The organism is Paenibacillus sp. FJAT-26967, from assembly GCF_001541095.1.
In the GTDB taxonomy this organism is placed as follows: Bacteria; Bacillota; Bacilli; order Paenibacillales; family NBRC-103111; genus Paenibacillus_F.
In genome coordinates, this window is the sequence record NZ_LMXH01000001.1 from 2,174,235 (window position 1) to 2,192,433 (window position 18,199).

At 46.7% G+C, this 18,199-nt stretch carries 18 protein-coding genes; 15 read left to right on the top strand and 3 right to left on the bottom strand.

Annotated elements, in window-relative coordinates; translation table 11 throughout:
• A partial coding sequence (locus AR333_RS25165; RefSeq protein ID WP_216638963.1) for a hypothetical protein occupies positions 1–254 on the top strand: 254 nt, incomplete at its 5' end.
• Here the strand turns inward: AR333_RS25165 and AR333_RS09380 are convergent.
• Positions 255–1,064 (bottom strand): cytochrome c oxidase assembly protein, encoded by an 810-nt coding sequence (locus tag AR333_RS09380; protein ID WP_068774987.1) that lies wholly within the window; start codon positions 1,062–1,064, stop codon positions 255–257.
• Positions 1,054–1,533 (bottom strand): DUF2243 domain-containing protein, encoded by a 480-nt coding sequence (locus AR333_RS09385; protein WP_068774988.1) that lies wholly within the window; start codon positions 1,531–1,533, stop codon positions 1,054–1,056. The genes AR333_RS09380 and AR333_RS09385 overlap by 11 nt, the downstream gene beginning before the upstream one ends.
• 346 nt (positions 1,534–1,879) lie before the next feature.
• Between AR333_RS09385 and AR333_RS09390 the strand changes: the two genes are divergently transcribed.
• Both AR333_RS09390 and AR333_RS09395 read left to right on the top strand, forming a co-directional pair.
• Positions 1,880–4,261 carry a polyprenyl synthetase family protein gene (locus AR333_RS09390; protein WP_068775194.1) on the top strand — a complete coding sequence of 794 codons (2,382 nt, stop codon included), beginning with the start codon at positions 1,880–1,882 and terminating at the stop codon, positions 4,259–4,261.
• A gap of 313 nt (positions 4,262–4,574) precedes the next feature.
• Positions 4,575–6,053: an Lsa family ABC-F type ribosomal protection protein gene (locus AR333_RS09395; RefSeq protein ID WP_068774989.1), complete on the top strand. Its 1,479-nt coding sequence runs from the start codon at positions 4,575–4,577 to the stop codon at positions 6,051–6,053.
• 150 nt (positions 6,054–6,203) lie between these two features.
• Here AR333_RS09395 and AR333_RS09400 read toward each other — a convergent pair whose 3' ends face one another.
• A complete protein-coding gene (locus tag AR333_RS09400; protein WP_253735764.1) occupies positions 6,204–6,566 on the bottom strand; it encodes a helix-turn-helix domain-containing protein in 363 nt (120 codons plus the stop codon).
• Between the two features lie 138 nt (positions 6,567–6,704).
• Between AR333_RS09400 and AR333_RS09405 the strand changes: the two genes are divergently transcribed.
• From AR333_RS09405 to AR333_RS09460, 12 genes are all read left to right on the top strand, one after another.
• Entirely contained in the window at positions 6,705–7,811 is a 1,107-nt protein-coding gene (locus tag AR333_RS09405) for a Gfo/Idh/MocA family protein (protein ID WP_068774990.1), read from the top strand.
• 443 nt (positions 7,812–8,254) lie between these two features.
• Positions 8,255–8,620 carry a PadR family transcriptional regulator gene (locus AR333_RS09410; protein ID WP_068774991.1) on the top strand — a complete coding sequence of 122 codons (366 nt, stop codon included), beginning with the start codon at positions 8,255–8,257 and terminating at the stop codon, positions 8,618–8,620.
• Positions 8,607–9,626 carry a hypothetical protein gene (locus AR333_RS09415; protein ID WP_068774992.1) on the top strand — a complete coding sequence of 340 codons (1,020 nt, stop codon included), beginning with the start codon at positions 8,607–8,609 and terminating at the stop codon, positions 9,624–9,626. The genes AR333_RS09410 and AR333_RS09415 overlap by 14 nt, the downstream gene beginning before the upstream one ends.
• Positions 9,627–9,822: 196 nt before the next feature.
• Positions 9,823–10,332, top strand: coding sequence for a GNAT family N-acetyltransferase (locus AR333_RS09420; protein ID WP_068774993.1), 510 nt, complete (start codon positions 9,823–9,825; stop codon positions 10,330–10,332).
• Between the two features lie 436 nt (positions 10,333–10,768).
• Positions 10,769–11,062, top strand: a complete 294-nt coding sequence (locus tag AR333_RS09425) for an SRPBCC domain-containing protein (protein ID WP_253735765.1) — start codon at positions 10,769–10,771, stop codon at positions 11,060–11,062.
• A gap of 678 nt (positions 11,063–11,740) precedes the next feature.
• Positions 11,741–12,496, top strand: a complete 756-nt coding sequence (locus tag AR333_RS09430; RefSeq protein WP_068774994.1) for a hypothetical protein — start codon at positions 11,741–11,743, stop codon at positions 12,494–12,496.
• 37 nt (positions 12,497–12,533) lie between these two features.
• Positions 12,534–13,100 carry a hypothetical protein gene (locus tag AR333_RS09435; protein ID WP_068774995.1) on the top strand — a complete coding sequence of 189 codons (567 nt, stop codon included), beginning with the start codon at positions 12,534–12,536 and terminating at the stop codon, positions 13,098–13,100.
• A gap of 423 nt (positions 13,101–13,523) precedes the next feature.
• Entirely contained in the window at positions 13,524–14,612 is a 1,089-nt protein-coding gene (locus tag AR333_RS09440) for an ankyrin repeat domain-containing protein (protein ID WP_068774996.1), read from the top strand.
• Between the two features lie 3 nt (positions 14,613–14,615).
• On the top strand, positions 14,616–15,059 hold the full coding sequence (locus AR333_RS09445) for an SMI1/KNR4 family protein (protein WP_068774997.1): 444 nt from the start codon (positions 14,616–14,618) through the stop codon (positions 15,057–15,059).
• Between the two features lie 132 nt (positions 15,060–15,191).
• Entirely contained in the window at positions 15,192–15,962 is a 771-nt protein-coding gene (locus AR333_RS09450) for a nitrilase-related carbon-nitrogen hydrolase (protein ID WP_253735766.1), read from the top strand.
• A 127-nt stretch (positions 15,963–16,089) separates the two neighbouring features.
• Positions 16,090–16,920, top strand: a complete 831-nt coding sequence (locus tag AR333_RS09455) for a MerR family transcriptional regulator (RefSeq protein WP_068774998.1) — start codon at positions 16,090–16,092, stop codon at positions 16,918–16,920.
• A gap of 58 nt (positions 16,921–16,978) precedes the next feature.
• A complete protein-coding gene (locus tag AR333_RS09460; protein ID WP_068774999.1) occupies positions 16,979–18,001 on the top strand; it encodes a serine hydrolase in 1,023 nt (340 codons plus the stop codon).
• Positions 18,002–18,199 lie beyond the last annotated feature (198 nt).

The window sequence follows — 18,199 nt, forward strand, 5'->3', positions numbered from 1 at the left end:
CCAATGCAAAAACACCTCCAAAGTTGTCCTCCATATCTTACGACATGAAGCATTTTCTTGAAGGTGTTTTGTTTTGTCTCACATTACGGGGTCAGTCCCAAGTTCCCTCGGTTTTTTATGCTTTTTGCGGAGATACATTTTTCCAACAATTATTAGAATCCAGCTCCAAGCATATCCGTGTACACGTAGCCCAGCGCGGACGTTCGATAGAGGCATTCCGGCAAAGTGAACGACAAAAAATGCCGGGTTCCTGATTAAGGAGACTCGGCATCTACTGTTACTTTATTCATCTGTACAGATTTCCGGGGACGGGTTGCCTTAAACCATTGAAAGCAGAAAATAGTGATGAATACTAATTCAATCATATCTCCGCCGTAATACATTAACTTTGCTCCCATCTCGGCTTGTATAAGTGGAACGCCGGCAGGCGGGTTGGAATAAATGTACTTGGCTAAGATGCCGTGTCCAGCTAAAGCGAGTATACATACAACGGCACGATAGACATAGCTTGTCCGATGTGAAGTGGGGTCGATATAAATTATGGAGATCGTAAAAAGATACCCTGCAAGGAACACATGAATATGTACAAGTATATGCAGGAATAATGATTCATGCATTCTCAGGAATAAGTCAGTCGTATAGAGGAGATACAGCCCCCCCACGTTCAGGAGAGAAGCTGCAACCGGATCACTCAGAATGCGCATCGGCCTACTTTTAAGAAGGCGCGATAGACGGCGGGATGACCGCAAGCTGAGCGTTCTCATGAGAAGAGTCATGGGGGCAGCGAGTGCCAGAAGCAGCGGAGCAAGCATTCCGAGCAGTAAATGACCCGTCATATGCGCTTTGAAATCGATGAGAGCAAGATTGGCAATAGGACCCGTTACTGCCGCAGCAGCGCTTGCAATACCGAACATCCAGAAAAAGTATCGAGATATCGGCCAAGGTTTATACGGACGGTTCGATATACGCGCTGCAAGAAAATAAAGAACGATGAGAAGCGTACACACCAGTATCCAAATAATATCGTAGGAAAACCCGATTGTATCGATATGATCATGATTCATGCTGCCGTGACCCTTTAGACGGATACTTTTTTGATTGCAGAATAAGAACAATACCAGCAAGGATCATGGCAATCGCCGCAGCATTCCATACTATATCGTAAGCCATAACATTATCTACATAGCGGATTTGATGTAAACGCATAAGCTTGTGCTGGATGATGCCGTCGTATAACTGGAAAGCACCGCCGCCAAGCAGTAAGCCTCCCCACCACCTTGTCAGCAGAAGTGCATTTCGCCGGCGGAGATCTGCGAACATAAACAAGCCACCGATCGTAGCGAACCAGCTAAAAGCGTGAAAAAGACCATCCGAAACGAGCCCTATGTCTGAAGTGGATTTGTCGTAAAAATGGTGCCAGTGGAGAAGTTGATGAAATACCGTTTCGTCTATAAAACCAACAAGTCCAAGTCCAAAGAGAAAACCTGACCCTAAATTACGTCTTGAATATCTTTGGGTGAGTGCAGTCTCCATCTATAAGCTCCTTTTTTCCATTTTCACTCCTGATCTTACCATTTTTACCCGGCGGCCTAATTTTCAAACCGGTTCTTCCAGGGACGGTGCCGCTAATAGAATCCACTTCTCGGTATTGACAACCCTTGAGTTCAGGTGAAATATTGCAATACCGCTGCATAAAATATCTTATGAACCCGACCCTGTATGGAAAGAAAGAACGCCTGTTTTTTTTGCGTCAGGATAACCTTCACCGAAGAATTACGTAACCCAAACGATTCTAGCCCGTATAAGATAGGAATATAAGCCGGGGAGTTTGTACAGGCATGAATTCAAAATCAGTAATAAAGTTGAGGTTTTCCATCTTATGAATGAGAAACGTAGAGATCAAGCCGAAGCATACCGGCAGGCTGAGCAGAGAGCCGCTCAGTATTTCACGGCGCTCTTAACGCAGGTGTCGGACAAGAGTTATGTACCTACCCTGACAGAAGATATCCGTATATGGAAAAAGAGCCACATTCGTCCCTTATCCTGGCTTTCCCTGCTCACACGCCGCAGAAAAAAGCCCGATTCCCGGGACTATCACCGCTATATCCAATGGTTGAATTATTCAGATCAACTGGATGATTACCTGGACAGGAGCGTTTCCTATATGTACATGAGGGATTTGGGCAAATCCCTGGATTCTCTTGATACCCGGAATCGGATTCAGCGCATGGCTGCCGATATTAAGAATAAGCTGGTTCGTAGCGGCAGCGCGGACGGGGGGGATCAGCAGGATTCGATGAGTCTGGCCGGTTTATACCGGTGGGCCCAGAAGGAAGGCATAGAAACCTCCATGATCTGGGCAATAGACAAGCTGAAGAGCGTATCCTCCCATATACCGGAGCAAATGAACGCCGAGCAGGCCCAGCGTAAACTGATTAAGATCATGATCGGGGTAATTATGCACGTAATGGAGGATATGGACGACACAACGCCGCCTGAAGAGCGTGCCCGGAGATTGGACGAAGCATTCCGGCTGGGGTACTCCTATGGTCTGACCTATCCTTTCATAGATGATCTTCTTGATTCCGGTGTGTTGACCGATCAGGAGAAAGTACAATTCACCCATATGCTGCGAACTTCACTTCTTACCGGTGCTGTACCCGAACTTGGGGAGTGGGCCGGGAATAATAAAGACATCATACAATTCGTCCATTCGGAGCTCCGCAATGCTTATGAGTTTATCAAAGCGTATCAGCGCCCGGAGACGCTGCCGGCCTTTTACGAACAATCCTATGTGTTTTTCCATTCCCAGGAATTGGATCGCGTAAAGGAACTATCCCATGCCGCATACACGAACGAAGAACTCTATATTCCCATCATTTTAAAATCCGCTTCTTCCCGTTTGATCGTCCGTTCCGTTATTAGCGCAGGGGCAGATGAAGACTTTGATAACCGGACATTCTTCTACGGGATTTACAATCAATTGGCGGATGATTTCGCAGATATGTTCGACGATATGCAAGACGAGGCAGTAACACCTTATACTTATTATTTAAAATACCACGATCGGCGACCGGATCTGATAAATCCCTACGAATTGTATTGGACGGTTATTTGCCATCTGATCCATCATGTGTATCATTCCGATCCCAGAACCCGTGAGGTGATATTGGATCGTGCGATCAATGGTCTAAAACGTTGTAAGAAGCGTATCGGCGCAGAGAAGTATAAGGAAATTATACAGGTATTGGCGTCCGGAAATCCGGAATTCAACCGTCTCGTTCAATACATGGTCGATAAAGCGGATGATGTTGATTTCTTCGATAAACTGCTTCGGGATCAGGTGGTTACCCTTCTACAGAACAACCGGAAAGATAAGGAGAAATTCTCCGATACTATAGAGACGGTCCGCCGTCAAATCAATCATTTCTTGCCGATTCCCTTGCATGAGGGGATACCACAGATGAAAGAACCGCTTATAGAGGCTGCCAACTACAGTCTTGAAGGATCGGGCAAACGCATCCGGCCTGTCTTGACCTGGGTCATGGGCGTGAACGAATATGGCCTGCAGGCGACTGAAATTGTTCCGCTTCTGAGATCTTTGGAGTATATGCACACGGCCTCCCTGATCTTCGATGATCTGCCTTCCCAAGATAATGCCTCTACCCGCAGGGGACGTCCTACTCTGCACAAGGTTCATAATGTTGCGACTGCAGAATTAACCGGTCTCTTCTTGATTCAGAAGGCAATTGAAGAACAATCATCCCTTGTCCGCTTCAATCCCGTAACCGTGCTTGACCTGATCCGCTATTCGGCCCAGAAGACAGGGGATATGTGCATGGGGCAGGCAATGGATCTGCAATCCAGAGGAAAAACCTTAACGTTGGAACAATTGAATACAATCTGCTTTTACAAAACCGGCATTGCTTTTGAAGCTTCTCTGGTTATGCCTGCGATTCTCGCTCAGGTTAAGGAGCCGGAGATGGAAGCTTTGAAGAAATTTGCCTATCATGCGGGAATTGCTTTTCAGATCAAAGATGATCTGCTTGATACGGAAGGAGATCTTCTCCTGCTCGGCAAACCTACCGGCAAAGACGTCGAAAACGACAACTCGACTTTTGTGTCCATTCTTGGTCTGGAGGGGGCCAGAAAAGAAATGTGGGAACATTATTGTCAAGCTATGGAATCCTTGCAAGAAGTGCCCCGAAATACGGCTTTTCTTAAACATTTATTGAACTACATGATTAACCGCGACCGTTAAGTCAAAGACAGATGTCACTCTTGATAAACTCCATTGTCTCTTCGTGCCGGTTGAAAAGAGAAAGCGGATATGATAAAATATTTTTAAATTAATGATGGGAGATGAGGAGAATAATGTATATTTCTTGCTAAGACATAAAAATAAAACAGTCTTTGTTTTATTCTTTATAGGCAAGAAAGTTACTTATTCTCTTCACTCAACGAATATATCCTTATCCGCCCCTGTATAGGGGTCGGATTTGTCTTATTTATTTGAGCTGCAAGAAAGGTAACTTTCTTGCAGCTTTTCTATTTTTATACAGGAGGTTCCTGTCATGTCATTAATTAAAGTGAGCAACTTGACGTTTGCCTATGACGGCAGCTACGATAACATCTTCGAAAACGTAAGCTTTCAAATCAATACCGATTGGAGATTGGGCTTCACGGGAAGAAACGGCCGAGGCAAGACCACACTGCTGAACCTGTTGCTCGGCAAGTACGATTACAGGGGAACCATTGCGGCCAGTGTCAGCTTTGAATATTTCCCTTTCCATGTCGCCAGCAAGGATTCCAATACAATGGACGTCGTTCAAGACATTGTTCCGGACTTTCAGCACTGGGAGCTTATGCGCGAGCTATCGCTGCTGAAGGTGTCCGAGGATGTGTTGTATCGGCCCTTCAGCTCTTTATCGAGCGGCGAGCAGACGAAATTGCTGCTGGCAGCTTTGTTTTTGAAGGAAAACAGCTTTCTGTTAATCGACGAACCCACCAACCATCTGGACATCCACGCGCGCAAGCTGGTCGGCGATTATCTCAACACGAAGAGCGGATTTATTCTGGTATCGCATGACCGTGCGTTCCTGGACAATTGTGTGGACCATATTCTTTCGATCAACAAAACCAATATTGAAGTCCAGAAAGGAAATTTCTCGGATTGGTGGGAGAATAAACAACGGCAGGATCACTTCGAGCTGGCGGAGAACGAGAAGCTGCGAAAAGACATTAAGCGGTTGTCCGAAGCCGCCAAGAGAACAGGGAACTGGTCGCACGAGGTGGAGAAAACTAAAAACGGTACCCGCAATTCCGGTTCGAAAGTCGATAAAGGATATGTCGGTCACAAGGCAGCCAAAATGATGAAACGGTCCAAATCGATCGAACAGAGGCAGCAATCCGCTCTCGAGGAAAAATCCCAACTCCTCAAAAATATCGAAAACTCAGATAGTCTGAAAATTTCACAACTCGCTTACCATAAAAACGAGATGGTTGAACTTGAGCATGTTTCGATCCATTACGGCGAAAAAACGGTTTGCAGCGATGTAAGCTTAGCTGTCCGGCGTGGGGAGCGTATCCTGATTGCGGGTCCGAACGGCTCCGGAAAATCAAGTATTCTCAAGCTGATCTGCGGTGAAGATGTCAATTATACCGGTACGTTCCGAAAAGGGAGCCAGCTTAAAATTTCTTATGTGTCACAGGATACATCGCAATTACAAGGTAATTTGTCGGATTACGCCAGTCATAATGAAATCGACGAAAGCTTATTCAAAGCGATACTAAGGAAGCTTGATTTTTCCCGCCTGCAATTTGAGAAAGACATGTCTTCTTTCAGCGGAGGCCAGAAAAAGAAGGTGCTGATCGCGAAAAGCCTATGCGAGAACGTTCACTTGCATATATGGGACGAACCTTTGAACTTTATCGACGTCATCTCCCGCATGCAGATCGAGGAGCTGTTGCTTGAACATTCGCCGACCATCCTTTTTGTAGAGCATGACAGCGAATTTTGCAACAATATCGCGACAAAAATCGTGGAACTTTAGTACTTTCAACTATAAAATTCAACAAAAGCCCTCCGAATTCTGAGGGCTTTTGTTATGATTTCGGCGCAAGATGCCTGTTAGAACAAAGCTGGAATGAATGAGGAGGAAGTCATGTTTTGATATGAGTGGCTTTATCCGGTGACTGGTTTCTTATACCGGCTTATCGGTCTTGACGAACCTCTTGCCCCATTCACAGAGCGGGTCCAGTACTGTCCGCAGCGACCAACCGCTCTCAGTCAACTCGTAGACGACTTTGGGTGGCACCTCCGGAAAAACAGTGCGGAGAATGAGCCCATCCGCCTCAAGTTCCTTCAACTGCTGGGTGAGCATTTTTTGCGTAATGGGTGAGAGCAACCGCATCATCTCTCCGTTGCGCTGTGCACCTTGTTCCGCCAGAAGGCAGAGGATGGCAGTCTTCCACTTGCCGCCGATCCGCTCCAGCGTCGCTTCAGTCGGATTATGATACGTTTTGTCGATGATTTTATTGTCGTAGTTGGTCTTATTAGTCTCCAATTGTATGCTTCCTCCTCCTCCGACGTTACCAACCGGTAACTATATCACCGAAAAGTACGTACTTTTCTGATTCGATTATATCGTTCATACTCAGCTTTGTCAGTATCATAGGCGAACAAGTCTGAGGAGGAACCGAACATGAACGAGAAAATCAAGTGGGGCGTGGGCATCATCGGAGCGGGTGGATGGGGTGGTATGGCTCACATTCCGGCACTCGCTGCGCTAGAGTCATACGAGGTGAGGGCGGTGGCGGGCACGCGTCCGCACAGTGCACGGGCGGCGGCGGAACGCCACGGCATCGGACATTACTATACGGATGCGCTGGAGATGGCGAAACAGCCCGACGTGGACGTGGTGACTGTCGCGGTCAAGGTGCCGGAGCACGATCGGCTGATACGATTGGCGCTGGAGGCCGGCAAGCACGTATACAGCGAGTGGCCGCTTGCCCGGAATACTGCGGAGGCGGAAGTTCTTCTTGCGTGCGCGGGGCAGCGGGGAGTAAATCACGTCGTCGGTCTCCAGGCGCGGGGCAACCCGACCGTCCGCTATATCCGGGACTTGGTTGCGGAGGGAACCGTCGGCCGCGTTCTGGCGGTGAATGTCATCGTGACGCTGCCTGTATTTCCGACCACGAACGGGAAGGTCGACCAGGCGCACGTTTACCTGCTGGATGAATCGAACGGGGCCGATCAGCTCACTATTGGAGCGGCGCATGTGCTCGATTCCGTCGAGTATATGGTGGCGCCGTTTGTTGAAGTGTCTGCGACATTGGCCACGCAATACCCCGATGTGCACGTACTTGAGACCGGCAAGACAGTGCAGGCGAATGCGCCCGATCATGTGCTTGTTACCGGCAAACTGGCCCAGGGATCAATCGTGGCGGCTCAGTTCGTCAACAGCGGAGCGCCCGGCTTTACGCTGCGCATTATCGGAACGGAAGGTGAACTGATCGTTACGCCGCGGGACGGGCTGATGTTTCAGATGGACCGGTTGAAACTTAGCTTCGCCCGTCCGTCCGGGGATACCGAGACGCTCATAACGCCGGAGGGCTACACTTCGAGCTTCACGCTGAATACGCTGCCAGGACCGGGGTACAATGTCGCGCATCTCTATGCGTTATTCGCAGAGCGGATCGCCGGAGGTGAAGCGGAGTTCCCAGGCTTCGCCGAAGCGGTTCGGACGCACCGCCTGATGGATGCCATACGCGCGGCCTCCATGACCGGCGTTCGCCAAGCAGTGGAGTGAGGTTCGGGTGTCCAGCAGGAACACGAAATCATTAATCGAACAAATATCCTCTCAGCAGGCAGGGTGGCACGTAGCCCTGGAACAGCGGAGAGGTTTGTTTTCGTATACAGCGGCCCGGATGACAGCTAATCTTCCGTTTAGAAGAGAAAGGACCCTTTCGCAAAGTGTGCCCCTACAACCTGTCGTAACAGTATGAATAACGGTTTATCGAACGGCGGAGCGTCCGGAACGGAATGGCCTTTTCAATTACTATGAATGAAATGGATAAATGAATCTGGATAATAAAACTATGTGGAATCAAGCTTTTTCATAGGTAACGGTTCTTCTTTGGATCAAAAAGGTACGTGAACTAGAGGTCACCAAATCATATTTATAAAATTATATTAGTTTTATATTTACAATAGTGTGTGTCATACAGTATGATGATTTCAGGAGTTGATTACATGGCTGATGTGAATGAAACGATTAACGGGCTGCTGAGCGAGCTGAGGCGGGGAACGATCGTCATCGGCGTGCTCAGTCAATTGTCTGAACCGCAGTATGGATACTCTCTTGTCTCGGTATTGGAGGAGAAAGGGGTGGCCGTCGATGCCGGCACCTTGTACCCGCTGCTGCGGAGGCTGGAGAAGCAGGAACTGCTTGAGAGCACATGGGATACGAATGAAACAAGGCCCCGTAAATATTACTTGCTTAGTCCGTTCGGAAAAGAAGTTTATGAGGGATTGTGCCGGGAATGGCGGAAGTTGATCATCAGCATGGAGGGAATCATGGGGGATACTGAAGGGGGAGAACGGTATGGAGTTGATTGACCGGTATATTTATGCGGTAACGCAGCGTCTGCCCGAACAGCAAAGGACGGACATTAAGCAAGAACTTCAAGGTTTGATTGAGGATATGCTGGAGGAGAGGGCTCCGGCAGGCCGGGTATCTCAGGAGGATGCCGAGAGCGTGCTGCTGGAGCTTGGTCATCCGAGTGCGCTAGCCGCACAATACCGCGGTTTTGACCGGTATCTGATCGGTCCGATGATGTTCGATCCATACCTGACAACTCTCAAAATCGTACTGGTTTCCATCGGTATGGCTTTAACCGCCTTGTTTGCCATTGAGACGATCGTTAAGCCTCAAGAAATTCTGGAACATTTCACAGAATATCTTGTGTCCCTATTCTCGGCCGGTGCCCAAGGCTTCTGCTGGGTCACCATTGTGTTCGCTTGGATCGGTCACCGCCAGCAGCGAGATGCCGCTGGCAGGGAAGGCATGAACAAGGATTGGAAGCCGGCGGACTTACCGCAAATCCCGGACATGAATACACAGATCAAAATGAGCGAACCGATTGGAGGCATCATTTTCACAGTGCTGTTTACTGTGCTCTGCTTGTACTCGATCGATCTGCTTGGCATCTGGAGAATTAATGACGGAGGACGCACAGTCATTCCGTTCTTGAACGCCGACGTCTTCCACGGTTATTTGCCTCTTATATGGGTGCTTGCCGCACTCGGCATCTTGAAAGAAAGCGTTAAAATCATCGTGCGCAAAAGGACGGGCAGGATGCTTGCGCTTCACATCTTGGTGTCCATCACATCTACGATATTGGTGTGCGTCATATTGGCAGATTCCGCCATCTGGAATCCTGATTTTATACAGCAGGTAGAGGCAGCCGGGCTCTTATCCCCCGTGTGGAAGGACTATGACAGAGTCATATCCATATGGAACGGAGTAAGTGAGTGGATTATCACTATTATTGCACTTTTTACAGTACTCGACATTCTATCTGAATCATACAAGTGGTATCGGGTAAAACCATCCGCAGGATGACCCTGGTGAAGAACCATGAAACCGTGCACGTGGCTGGGCTCTGTGGAACGCTCATAACCTATGACAGGAACGAAAAACACTCAAAAATGGCATCAGATGCTTAGCGCACGCTCAACAACATTTTGAAAGAGTTTGATCAAACAAATGAAGGACATAATCGCCGCTTATGAGCAGGTTGGAAGGTTAGGTGCACAAGATGACTGTTGAAATTCGTGTAGGACACAGGGAGGACTTCAACGACATTATGGAGCTGCTTGCCAGATGTATTAAGGTGATGCAGGACGGTGGGAGCGATCAGTGGGACAATAACTATCCTAACCGGGATGTGATTGGCGAGGATTTATTGAAGGAAACGTTATATATAGCTGAAAGAGAAGGCCAAATATTGGGCATGGTTGTACTTGATGAGCATCCGGATGAACAGTATCAGAACATCTTCTGGAAGCAGGCGGAGGGACCGCACTTGATCATGCATCGGCTTGCCGTTGATCCTAAAGCACAGGGACAAGGAATTGCCCGCAGACTTGTCGAATTTGCCGAAGATCATGCGCGACGCGGCGGATTTAGGAGTATTCGTCTGGATACTTATTCCAAGAACACTGCTGCCCTCAAGCTTTATCAAGGATTGAATTATGATAGACGGGGGGAAGTGATTTATCCGGGCAGAGTTGCAAGCTTTCAGGTTTTTGAAAAAGTGCTGACTTAAGCGAAAGCTAAGAGCAGAATATTACGAAAGTACGGAAAAACACCTTCAAGAGAATGTTCCCTGTCGTTAGGAGGGGGGACACTCTGAAGGTGTTTTGTGTTGGGCAACAAGCGTGGGCGTTGCGAGGTCTCAGGCATTGTCGCCGGCTTTAAGTATGATGATGTAGCCGTTATTGGCTAAGCGAAATCGGATTTCCTCTCACCTGAAAAATAAAATGACCTCTCAAAAAGGTTCTGGTTCTTGGTCCAGATTGACACGACCACACAATGGGCAGTACTGTTAAGAAAATAATTAATTAAGGAGATTCTTAATTGGTTATCAGTAATGCTCTCAACCCCATTCGCTGCGCTTGCCGATCCGACGCGCCGAAACATTCTGCACTTTGACGCAATGTAATTGCACCTAAAGTCCATGAACAAAGGGAGGAACAATGAACATGACCACAACTGTACCGGAGTTCACCATCAGCCTCACCCTGAATGCCCGCCGTGAGCTCGTATGGCGCGCTTGGACCGAGGAGAAGGAACTAGCCGCCTGGCTGCCTTCGACACCTCTGGAGTCGATCTCTTTCGACGTTCGCGAAGGCGGATGCTACCGCTACACAATGGTCAATAATGAGACCGGCCAGGAATATCACACCGGAGGTGTATTCCTTGATGTCATTCCTTATGAACGGCTCGGTTTCACCTGGGTCACCCCGATGCTCCCATTGAGGGCTCTCCTGTCATAACCCTGGCCCTTACCGCACAAGGCGATTGTACCGATATGATCTTCCACCTACGCGGATTTGCTGGTCACCCTGGTGACAAGTTTGTGTACGATGGCTGGTCTGGTACACTCGACAATCTGTCGACGCACCTTCGTGACCAGAAGTAGTAAACGGCAGCAACCCGCATGTTATGATTCTGCTAACGGAATGAAAGAGCACAGCGATGGAACAGAACCATCGCTTTTTTTCGTTCTGCTGTCATTGAACAAACGGGTAACAAAAAAAGAAGAACTCCAAGAGCATGTCCAAGAGTTCTTCTGTCTTGCTATTCGAAATCAGCTAGGCCCAGGTAGTGCAAAGAAATGATGAATTGAAGAGGAAAGATTACCGATGCTTCGATAGAAAGCAATACGGATAATAAAGAATGGGATAGTTTTACAGAGCCGATATTACAGTCACTTGATTATAAAGAGAAGTACTATTAACAAAGCCACTCCATTTGTTCGGAGTGGCTTTGTTCAAGAAGAAAACCTATTAAATGAGAACCTGAAATGGTGGAAGATCTTGTGGTAAAATATTTCCAGAATAGCATCTTGCTACTTCAATCCACAGCGGAACAGATCTGTATCATTTCAACCTAAGCCGTGTCTATAGAGGTTTGTTTAGGGAAGATCGTTCAGGAGAACAGGGGGAGTATTCATGTACATCGTATCACGGCCAAAACCGCTGTCTGATGACCAGTATCAAGCACTTGTGAAGGAAGAAGCTGCTGTTTATCCGCCGGGCTACCTCCGGTTTTTGCGGCGAATTGGCGAAGGGACCTACAGAGGGTGGTTGAATGTCCAGTTTCCGGATCGGGATGTGCTTAAGCCTTTTGCCGAGTACGGTTTATGGGAGCATGACGAAGACAGTCCCATTACTGAGCAGGAGATCGGTGAGTGTATCGTTATAGGTACCACGGTGGACGGTGATTTTCTGGCAGTACATCCCCAGACGGCTGGGCTGCTCTGGCTGCCTCGGCATGCGGAGCACATAAAGGCGATTTCGCTGCAGGCACGGGAGCAGGAAGACGAAGGGATGTACGCCTTGGTACTGGACGGACTCTATCGTCAGGTGTATGGAATCAGTCAAGAGGAGGCTGTCTATTATGAACCGTGGACGGGCACTCGGAGCCATCTCTTTTTGCGTTTGCCACAAGGGCAGTGCCAGCTATCGCTGCCCGAACTTGCCCGAATGTGCCAAGCGGATTTTCCACCGGATTTGTTCATTGAAACCCGATATGCTTGTTTCCTGTTCTATCGGCGACTAGGCGGCTATGTCCGATTGAATTATGCCTACCAGCAAGAGGTGGTCGTCTTCTATGAACAGGATGAGGATGCACAACAGACGCTTGCCGTTATAATGCAGTGGTTATTGTCGAAAGGGTGCGAAACGATTTCAGATAATAACAGTTGAACTGAGTATTCATTAAGTATGGAAAAGGGAGGCATGCATGAAACTAGATTTTACACTGGATACACATGCAACGTGTGTGGGTCAATTGAGAGATGAGCTGCTGCCGTTAGAGGAATTAGCAAATACATGGAAGTTTCCCTATAATATCTTCTTTCTATTGCGTGTTTTACCTGAAAGTTATGGTCGAAAAACATCCAGGCGTTTTGATAGCAGGGATCATACCCTCGATTTAGATATCAGCATAAGTTATGAGCAGTATCAACGGATGTCCAAGCATGAGCAGCGTGAGGTACTAGGTATTCAGCTTTATAGCTATCTGTCAGAGTCAGTTGCCAAATATAATAAGCATGCAGATACGCAGGCCCAAAATCAACTGCTGGACCTGGTGAAACAATGGATGCTTGAAAACAATTGGCTAAATGGAAAGATAATACAAGCCCGGAGACTTCTTTCGCAAGACATGGACCTTAATGAAGTCAGTCAAAAACTGCAAATGCCATTAGAAGAAATTGAGTATATCTTTCTCCGCATGAATGACTATAAGCCAACTGACGTTCATCCTGACAACATTGCAGCAGGAAAAGTGCCGCCCTATCATTTATAGAAGGCAGGAGAGACATCCAAAACTTGCAATATACCTATGAGGAACTAGGATTCCGCCAGCCGCCATCTTATCGCTGGTGGCTGGTTCACTACGGTAATGCCCGTTTGAGTAGCGCGAATACTCTAAGGTCGTTGCTCCGGAACACAGAGAGTATTACGACGGCGGCCTTATTTACATACACAGACTGAAAAATGCAGAGGAATGGTGGGTAGACCGGTTTCCCCACCGGCTGGACTTGTTCGTGCCGGATAGCGACGAGCTTTATTTTTTTGATACGTCTACTAGAGATAAACAGGGCGAATTGGCGACTGCCAATAGTAAAGTAAACCGCAAAATTCAGTATGCAAGTTAGGTATCAAAAATGGAGCAGCTCCTTTTAAGGATGATACTTTTTTTATAACTTGGAGTAGGAGCGGTCAATGGATGATAAATCTAAAAGGTATAGGGAAGTTCGAGGAACTACCGGAAATCGCGATACACATTTACAAAGGAAATATTCCGGCCTTGCAGGCTGCAATTACAACAGGCTGGGATATTGAAGAGGGCATTGAGCTTAGCAAGTATACCACGTTGAGTCCGCTCGATCTTGCGCTTATATCGCAGCAAATGGATGTTGTAAAGCTGCTGGTAGAGCACGGCGTCAACCTGAATGTCAATCATAACCCGGCTTTTCTTGGGGCTGTTCGCTATTGCAAGGAAGACATCGTTCGCTACATTGCAGCGCAAGGCGCCAAGCTGGACATGCTTAATCAAACAGGGTCAGGCGCATATTCACAGGCTTACTATGGCAACAAACACAATATCCCGCTCATTCATGAGCTTGGGTTAGATATCAAGCTGCATGGCGGAGCTGTATTACGTCAAGCCGTATCGGATCATGACTTTAAGACCCTCACGTATTTGCTCGATCATGGGGTGGACATCAACTATAACAAACCGGATATGGTCTATCCTTATCAAGCGACTCCGTTAACCGTTGCTGCGCGCATGGGTAATTTGGCTATGGTCAAATTTTTGATTGAACGCGGCGCGGACATAACTTTAGCGGAAAAAGACGGCGAGCGGCCGTACACGATTGCGGTCAGCAATAAGGATACAGTCTTGGCTGATTATTTAAAATTGCTTGAGCCGGCTAAGTTCCATGATACGGAAAACAAAAAGTATGAGCTGAAAAAATATAAATTGACCGATGAACTGGTCCGCTTTCTTACCGGGGACGAGCTGCGCCTTGAACTGGTGCAAAATGAATATGAAATCGGGTATATCGACTTTTTCACATTGACCGATACGATTGAGATGAAAGTCGGCAGGCAAAAGCTGCTCCGTCTATCAGCCGATATCGACAATTACTCCGATTTGCAGCTAGTGTGGAATCCGAAGAAAAAAGGCATGATAGGCTGTTATGACGTGGAGCATCAGTCTTATGCGGATTTATGCAGCTTTACAGAGTTTCTTGCGCAGCCCCACGTGTACCTTATCAAGTTTCTTGAGGGCGACATGGAAGGAGATTAACTTATGAAAGATGCGTTAATGGACAGATTAAAGATTTTTCTTCATCGGGAGGATAATAGCACACTAGTAGGCGTTCCGGCGAGCCAAGAACAAATTGCTAAGGCACAGCAGCGGCTGAATGTAAACTTTCATGAGGATTATGTGCATTTTATCAGGACGTTCGGCGGAGCATATGCTGGTCTTGCGGTATATGCATTTTCTAATGGCTCTAGTCTGGGAAATGAAACGGTTGTCGATTTGACGCTGAGTTTCCGAGAGCAATTCAAGGAACATCCTTTCGCAGAGGTTTTACAAACCAGTTATGTCATTTCTATGGATGGGTCCGGCGATCCGATTATCATCAATCAGTCAGGAAAGGTTTTCATCTGTTATCACGATACCGGGGAGATCCAGTTCATAGCAGATTCATTCGAGGTGCTGATCGAGGAAAATTTTGGCGAATGGTAATTAGTCCACCTCGGCAGACCATCTGCTTGCGTCGGTTCCGGTAATAAGCCAAGATGGCTGGCGGTATGTAAGCGTTGGGAAAACTTGTCGTTTCAGATCATACCTTATCAATGAAAGAAGCGGTGATTTTTATTGGAAAAGAAGAATGACATCAAAATAGCTTTGGTACAAATGAACTGTGAAAAAGGCGAGATTGACCGGAATCTCCATTTAATGGAGGAGTATATCGCCGCAGGACAAGAGAAAGGCATGGATATTGTCTGTTTTCCGGAAATGAACATCACGGGTTACATTAATCCCCTTCAAATTCCACATGCCGTGCTTACTATTGATCACAGGGCGATCCATCAAGTCGTTAAATACAGTGAATTGTACTCTATGTGTGTCATTGCGGGATTTGTGGAACATAACCCTATGGGCAAGCCCTTTATCAATCAATTCATTGCTCATAACGGGGAGCTGCTCGGTTTCTATCGAAAGAAAACGATTCAAGATAAAGAGGCGGAATGGTTCGATCCAGGTGATCAGCAGCCGGTATTCTCAGTACTCGGAGTCACAGTCGGTTTATCTGTATGTGCAGACATAGACGATCCCGACATCTTTAGTAAGTATGCTGCCAAAGGTGTCTCCATCGTATTTGAAAGCGCTGCTCCAGGACTATACGGGGAACAGGAAACTCGAAATTGGTTATCTGATTTCAACTGGTGGAGAAGCAATTGCATGGAGAAGTTAGGGAAATATGCAGCTGATGGGTCCTTGTTTATTGGAGTCTCCACTCAAGCAGGGCGTACGATCGATGAAGACTTTCCCGGCGGGGGTTATCTTTTTAATCCGCGAGGGGAATGTACGGCTGAATCAGGAGAATGGAGTGAGGGTGTGCTGTATGTTCAAATCCAAGTTTGATTGATTATGTATGAAATGGTTAATTCAACGCTGTTGACTTTGCCCTTAGGGTAAGCCGTACAGTGAAATGGAACCAGTCATCGGTAGTTAATATATTCAATCCGTATAAAAGAAGGGAGGTAACCGCTTGCTGTCGATTGGAGAATTCTCAAAGATATGCGGAGTTTCTACAAAAACGCTTCGATATTATGCTGAAATCGGATTACTTCATCCGGATGAAATTAATCCTGAAAACGGTTATCGGTATTATTCCATCGGGCAGCTCACAAGGATGTTGTTTATTAACCGTCTGAAATCGTATTATTTTTCTCTGGAAGAAATTAAAGCCATGCTGGAACTGGAGGATGATCAATCGGAAGAGAAGCTATACTCTGCTCTTAACCGTAAGAGAAAGGAATTACAGACCCATTTAAAGGCCTTTGAATATACGCTGAAACAAATGAGTATGGATATTTTGAAATTAGAGAAGGACATTCCGGTCATGTCGTATTTGGACCATATAGAAGTACAACTTGTTACAACCGAGCCGATGAAAATCCTCTTTATACGTCAGATGATGAGCAGCGATGATTATGCTCTCGGATATGGAGAGTATTTTAGCAGGTTATATGAAAGGATTGCTACTGAAAAGCTTACTTTGCTTGGTACGCCAATGACCATTTATCACAGTCCTGAATACAATCCGGCAGGCAATGATACAGAGTTCGCCATCCCGATAAAAGAGACGGTAGAGGGAACGAGAGAATGGCCTGGAGGGCTATGTGCGAAATCTTCTATAACAGGTCCTTATTCCGAACTGACATCTGTATATGCCAAGCTCAGGGAATGGGTAGAGAATGAAGGTTATGAATTGATGAAATCCCCCTATGAAATCTATCTGACAGCCCCGAGTCCTGCCGATGCCGAGGATATGGTTACCGAAGTGTACTTTCCTGTAAGGATAAAGCAGCATACTTGACTGGGTTTATTTACGTTCGCTGAATCAGTTCAAAAACTCTTTTCGGGAGGTAATTATTATGTACAGAAACGACTGGCCAACTAAGCAGTGGCAAACCGCAGACCCGGCAACTCTGGGAATGGACTCTGACAAGCTTGCAGAGCTCGAACCTAGGATAAAATCCGAGTATAGCAATATCAATGCTATTATTGTGGTGAGAAATGGAACGATCGCTTATGAAAAATACTACAATGGCTATGACCCAGACGATGCACATCATGTAGCATCTGTAACGAAAAGTATACTATCTGCTCTCATTGGTATTGCGATAGAAGCGGGATATATCAAGGATGTAGACCAGAAGGTACTGGATTTTTTTCCCGAGTATGTTACGGGTGCCGCTGATAAGCAGAAACGTGAAATCACTATACGCCATCTTCTCACTATGACGGCACCCTACCCATTTGAGGACTGGCAAGAACCGCTGGACAAGATGTGCATGCAATCTGACTGGATCAAGTATACGCTGGATATGCTCGGCCAAGGAGGAAAGATCGGAACTTTTAAATACTCTACCGCAGGGGCGCATCTGCTTTCAGCGATCATTACTCGCAGCACTGGCATTAGTGCGCGTGAGTTTGCGTGCGAACGCTTATTTAAACCTATCGGGATGAAAGAAATTCCGGACTATGAAATGAAATCATTCGGATTTGAAGATTTATTCGGGAACAATGTGAAGGGATGGGTTAAGGACCCGGACAATCACTCTACAGGAGGATGGGGCCTTACGCTAACTCCCCGTGACATGGCACGTTTCGGTTTTCTATATCTGAACCGCGGCATTTGGGATCATAATCAGATTATCCCGGAGACATGGATAGATGAATCAACAGAAATGAACATCAACAATTACGGTTATCTTTGGTGGTTGCATGAAGAGGACGGAGTTTTGGCATACTCGGCAATGGGGGATGGCGGTCATGTTATTTGTTGTATTCCTGATCATGATCTCGTCGTCGCAATTGCATCCGAATTTATCATGAATCCTCGTGACAGGTGGACACTGATTAAGGAATGTATTGTCCCGGCGATAGTAGGCTAAATTTATCGCCATCCATTCTAGCTATACTAGAGTACAAAATGGGCAGGTTTCTGTTTTCTTTCTTTTACGATGGATTAAACATTTCTCCTGGGGATTCATTCTGAACACGTGAAATTGGCGTGAATCAATATTCCTTTATAGGAATATTCCTTATATGGTATATTGATTTTAGCAGAAATAAGTATCCCGGACAACGAT

Excerpts from the sequence above, each read along its gene's own strand:
- AR333_RS09415 (WP_068774992.1), top strand. The coding sequence starts at position 8,607 with ATGGAGTTGATTGACCGGTATATTTATGCGGTAACGCAGCGTCTGCCC.
- AR333_RS09390 (WP_068775194.1), top strand. The coding sequence starts at position 1,880 with ATGAATGAGAAACGTAGAGATCAAGCCGAAGCATACCGGCAGGCTGAG.
- AR333_RS09430 (WP_068774994.1), top strand. The coding sequence starts at position 11,741 with ATGTACATCGTATCACGGCCAAAACCGCTGTCTGATGACCAGTATCAA.
- AR333_RS09440 (WP_068774996.1), top strand. The coding sequence starts at position 13,524 with ATGATAAATCTAAAAGGTATAGGGAAGTTCGAGGAACTACCGGAAATC.
- AR333_RS09445 (WP_068774997.1), top strand. The coding sequence starts at position 14,616 with ATGAAAGATGCGTTAATGGACAGATTAAAGATTTTTCTTCATCGGGAG.
- AR333_RS09395 (WP_068774989.1), top strand. The coding sequence starts at position 4,575 with ATGTCATTAATTAAAGTGAGCAACTTGACGTTTGCCTATGACGGCAGC.
- AR333_RS09380 (WP_068774987.1), bottom strand. The coding sequence starts at position 1,064 with ATGAATCATGATCATATCGATACAATCGGGTTTTCCTACGATATTATT.
- AR333_RS09435 (WP_068774995.1), top strand. The coding sequence starts at position 12,534 with ATGAAACTAGATTTTACACTGGATACACATGCAACGTGTGTGGGTCAA.
- AR333_RS09460 (WP_068774999.1), top strand. The coding sequence starts at position 16,979 with ATGTACAGAAACGACTGGCCAACTAAGCAGTGGCAAACCGCAGACCCG.
- AR333_RS09405 (WP_068774990.1), top strand. The coding sequence starts at position 6,705 with ATGAACGAGAAAATCAAGTGGGGCGTGGGCATCATCGGAGCGGGTGGA.
- AR333_RS09425 (WP_253735765.1), top strand. The coding sequence starts at position 10,769 with ATGACCACAACTGTACCGGAGTTCACCATCAGCCTCACCCTGAATGCC.
- AR333_RS09385 (WP_068774988.1), bottom strand. The coding sequence starts at position 1,533 with ATGGAGACTGCACTCACCCAAAGATATTCAAGACGTAATTTAGGGTCA.
- AR333_RS09420 (WP_068774993.1), top strand. The coding sequence starts at position 9,823 with ATGACTGTTGAAATTCGTGTAGGACACAGGGAGGACTTCAACGACATT.
- AR333_RS09410 (WP_068774991.1), top strand. The coding sequence starts at position 8,255 with ATGGCTGATGTGAATGAAACGATTAACGGGCTGCTGAGCGAGCTGAGG.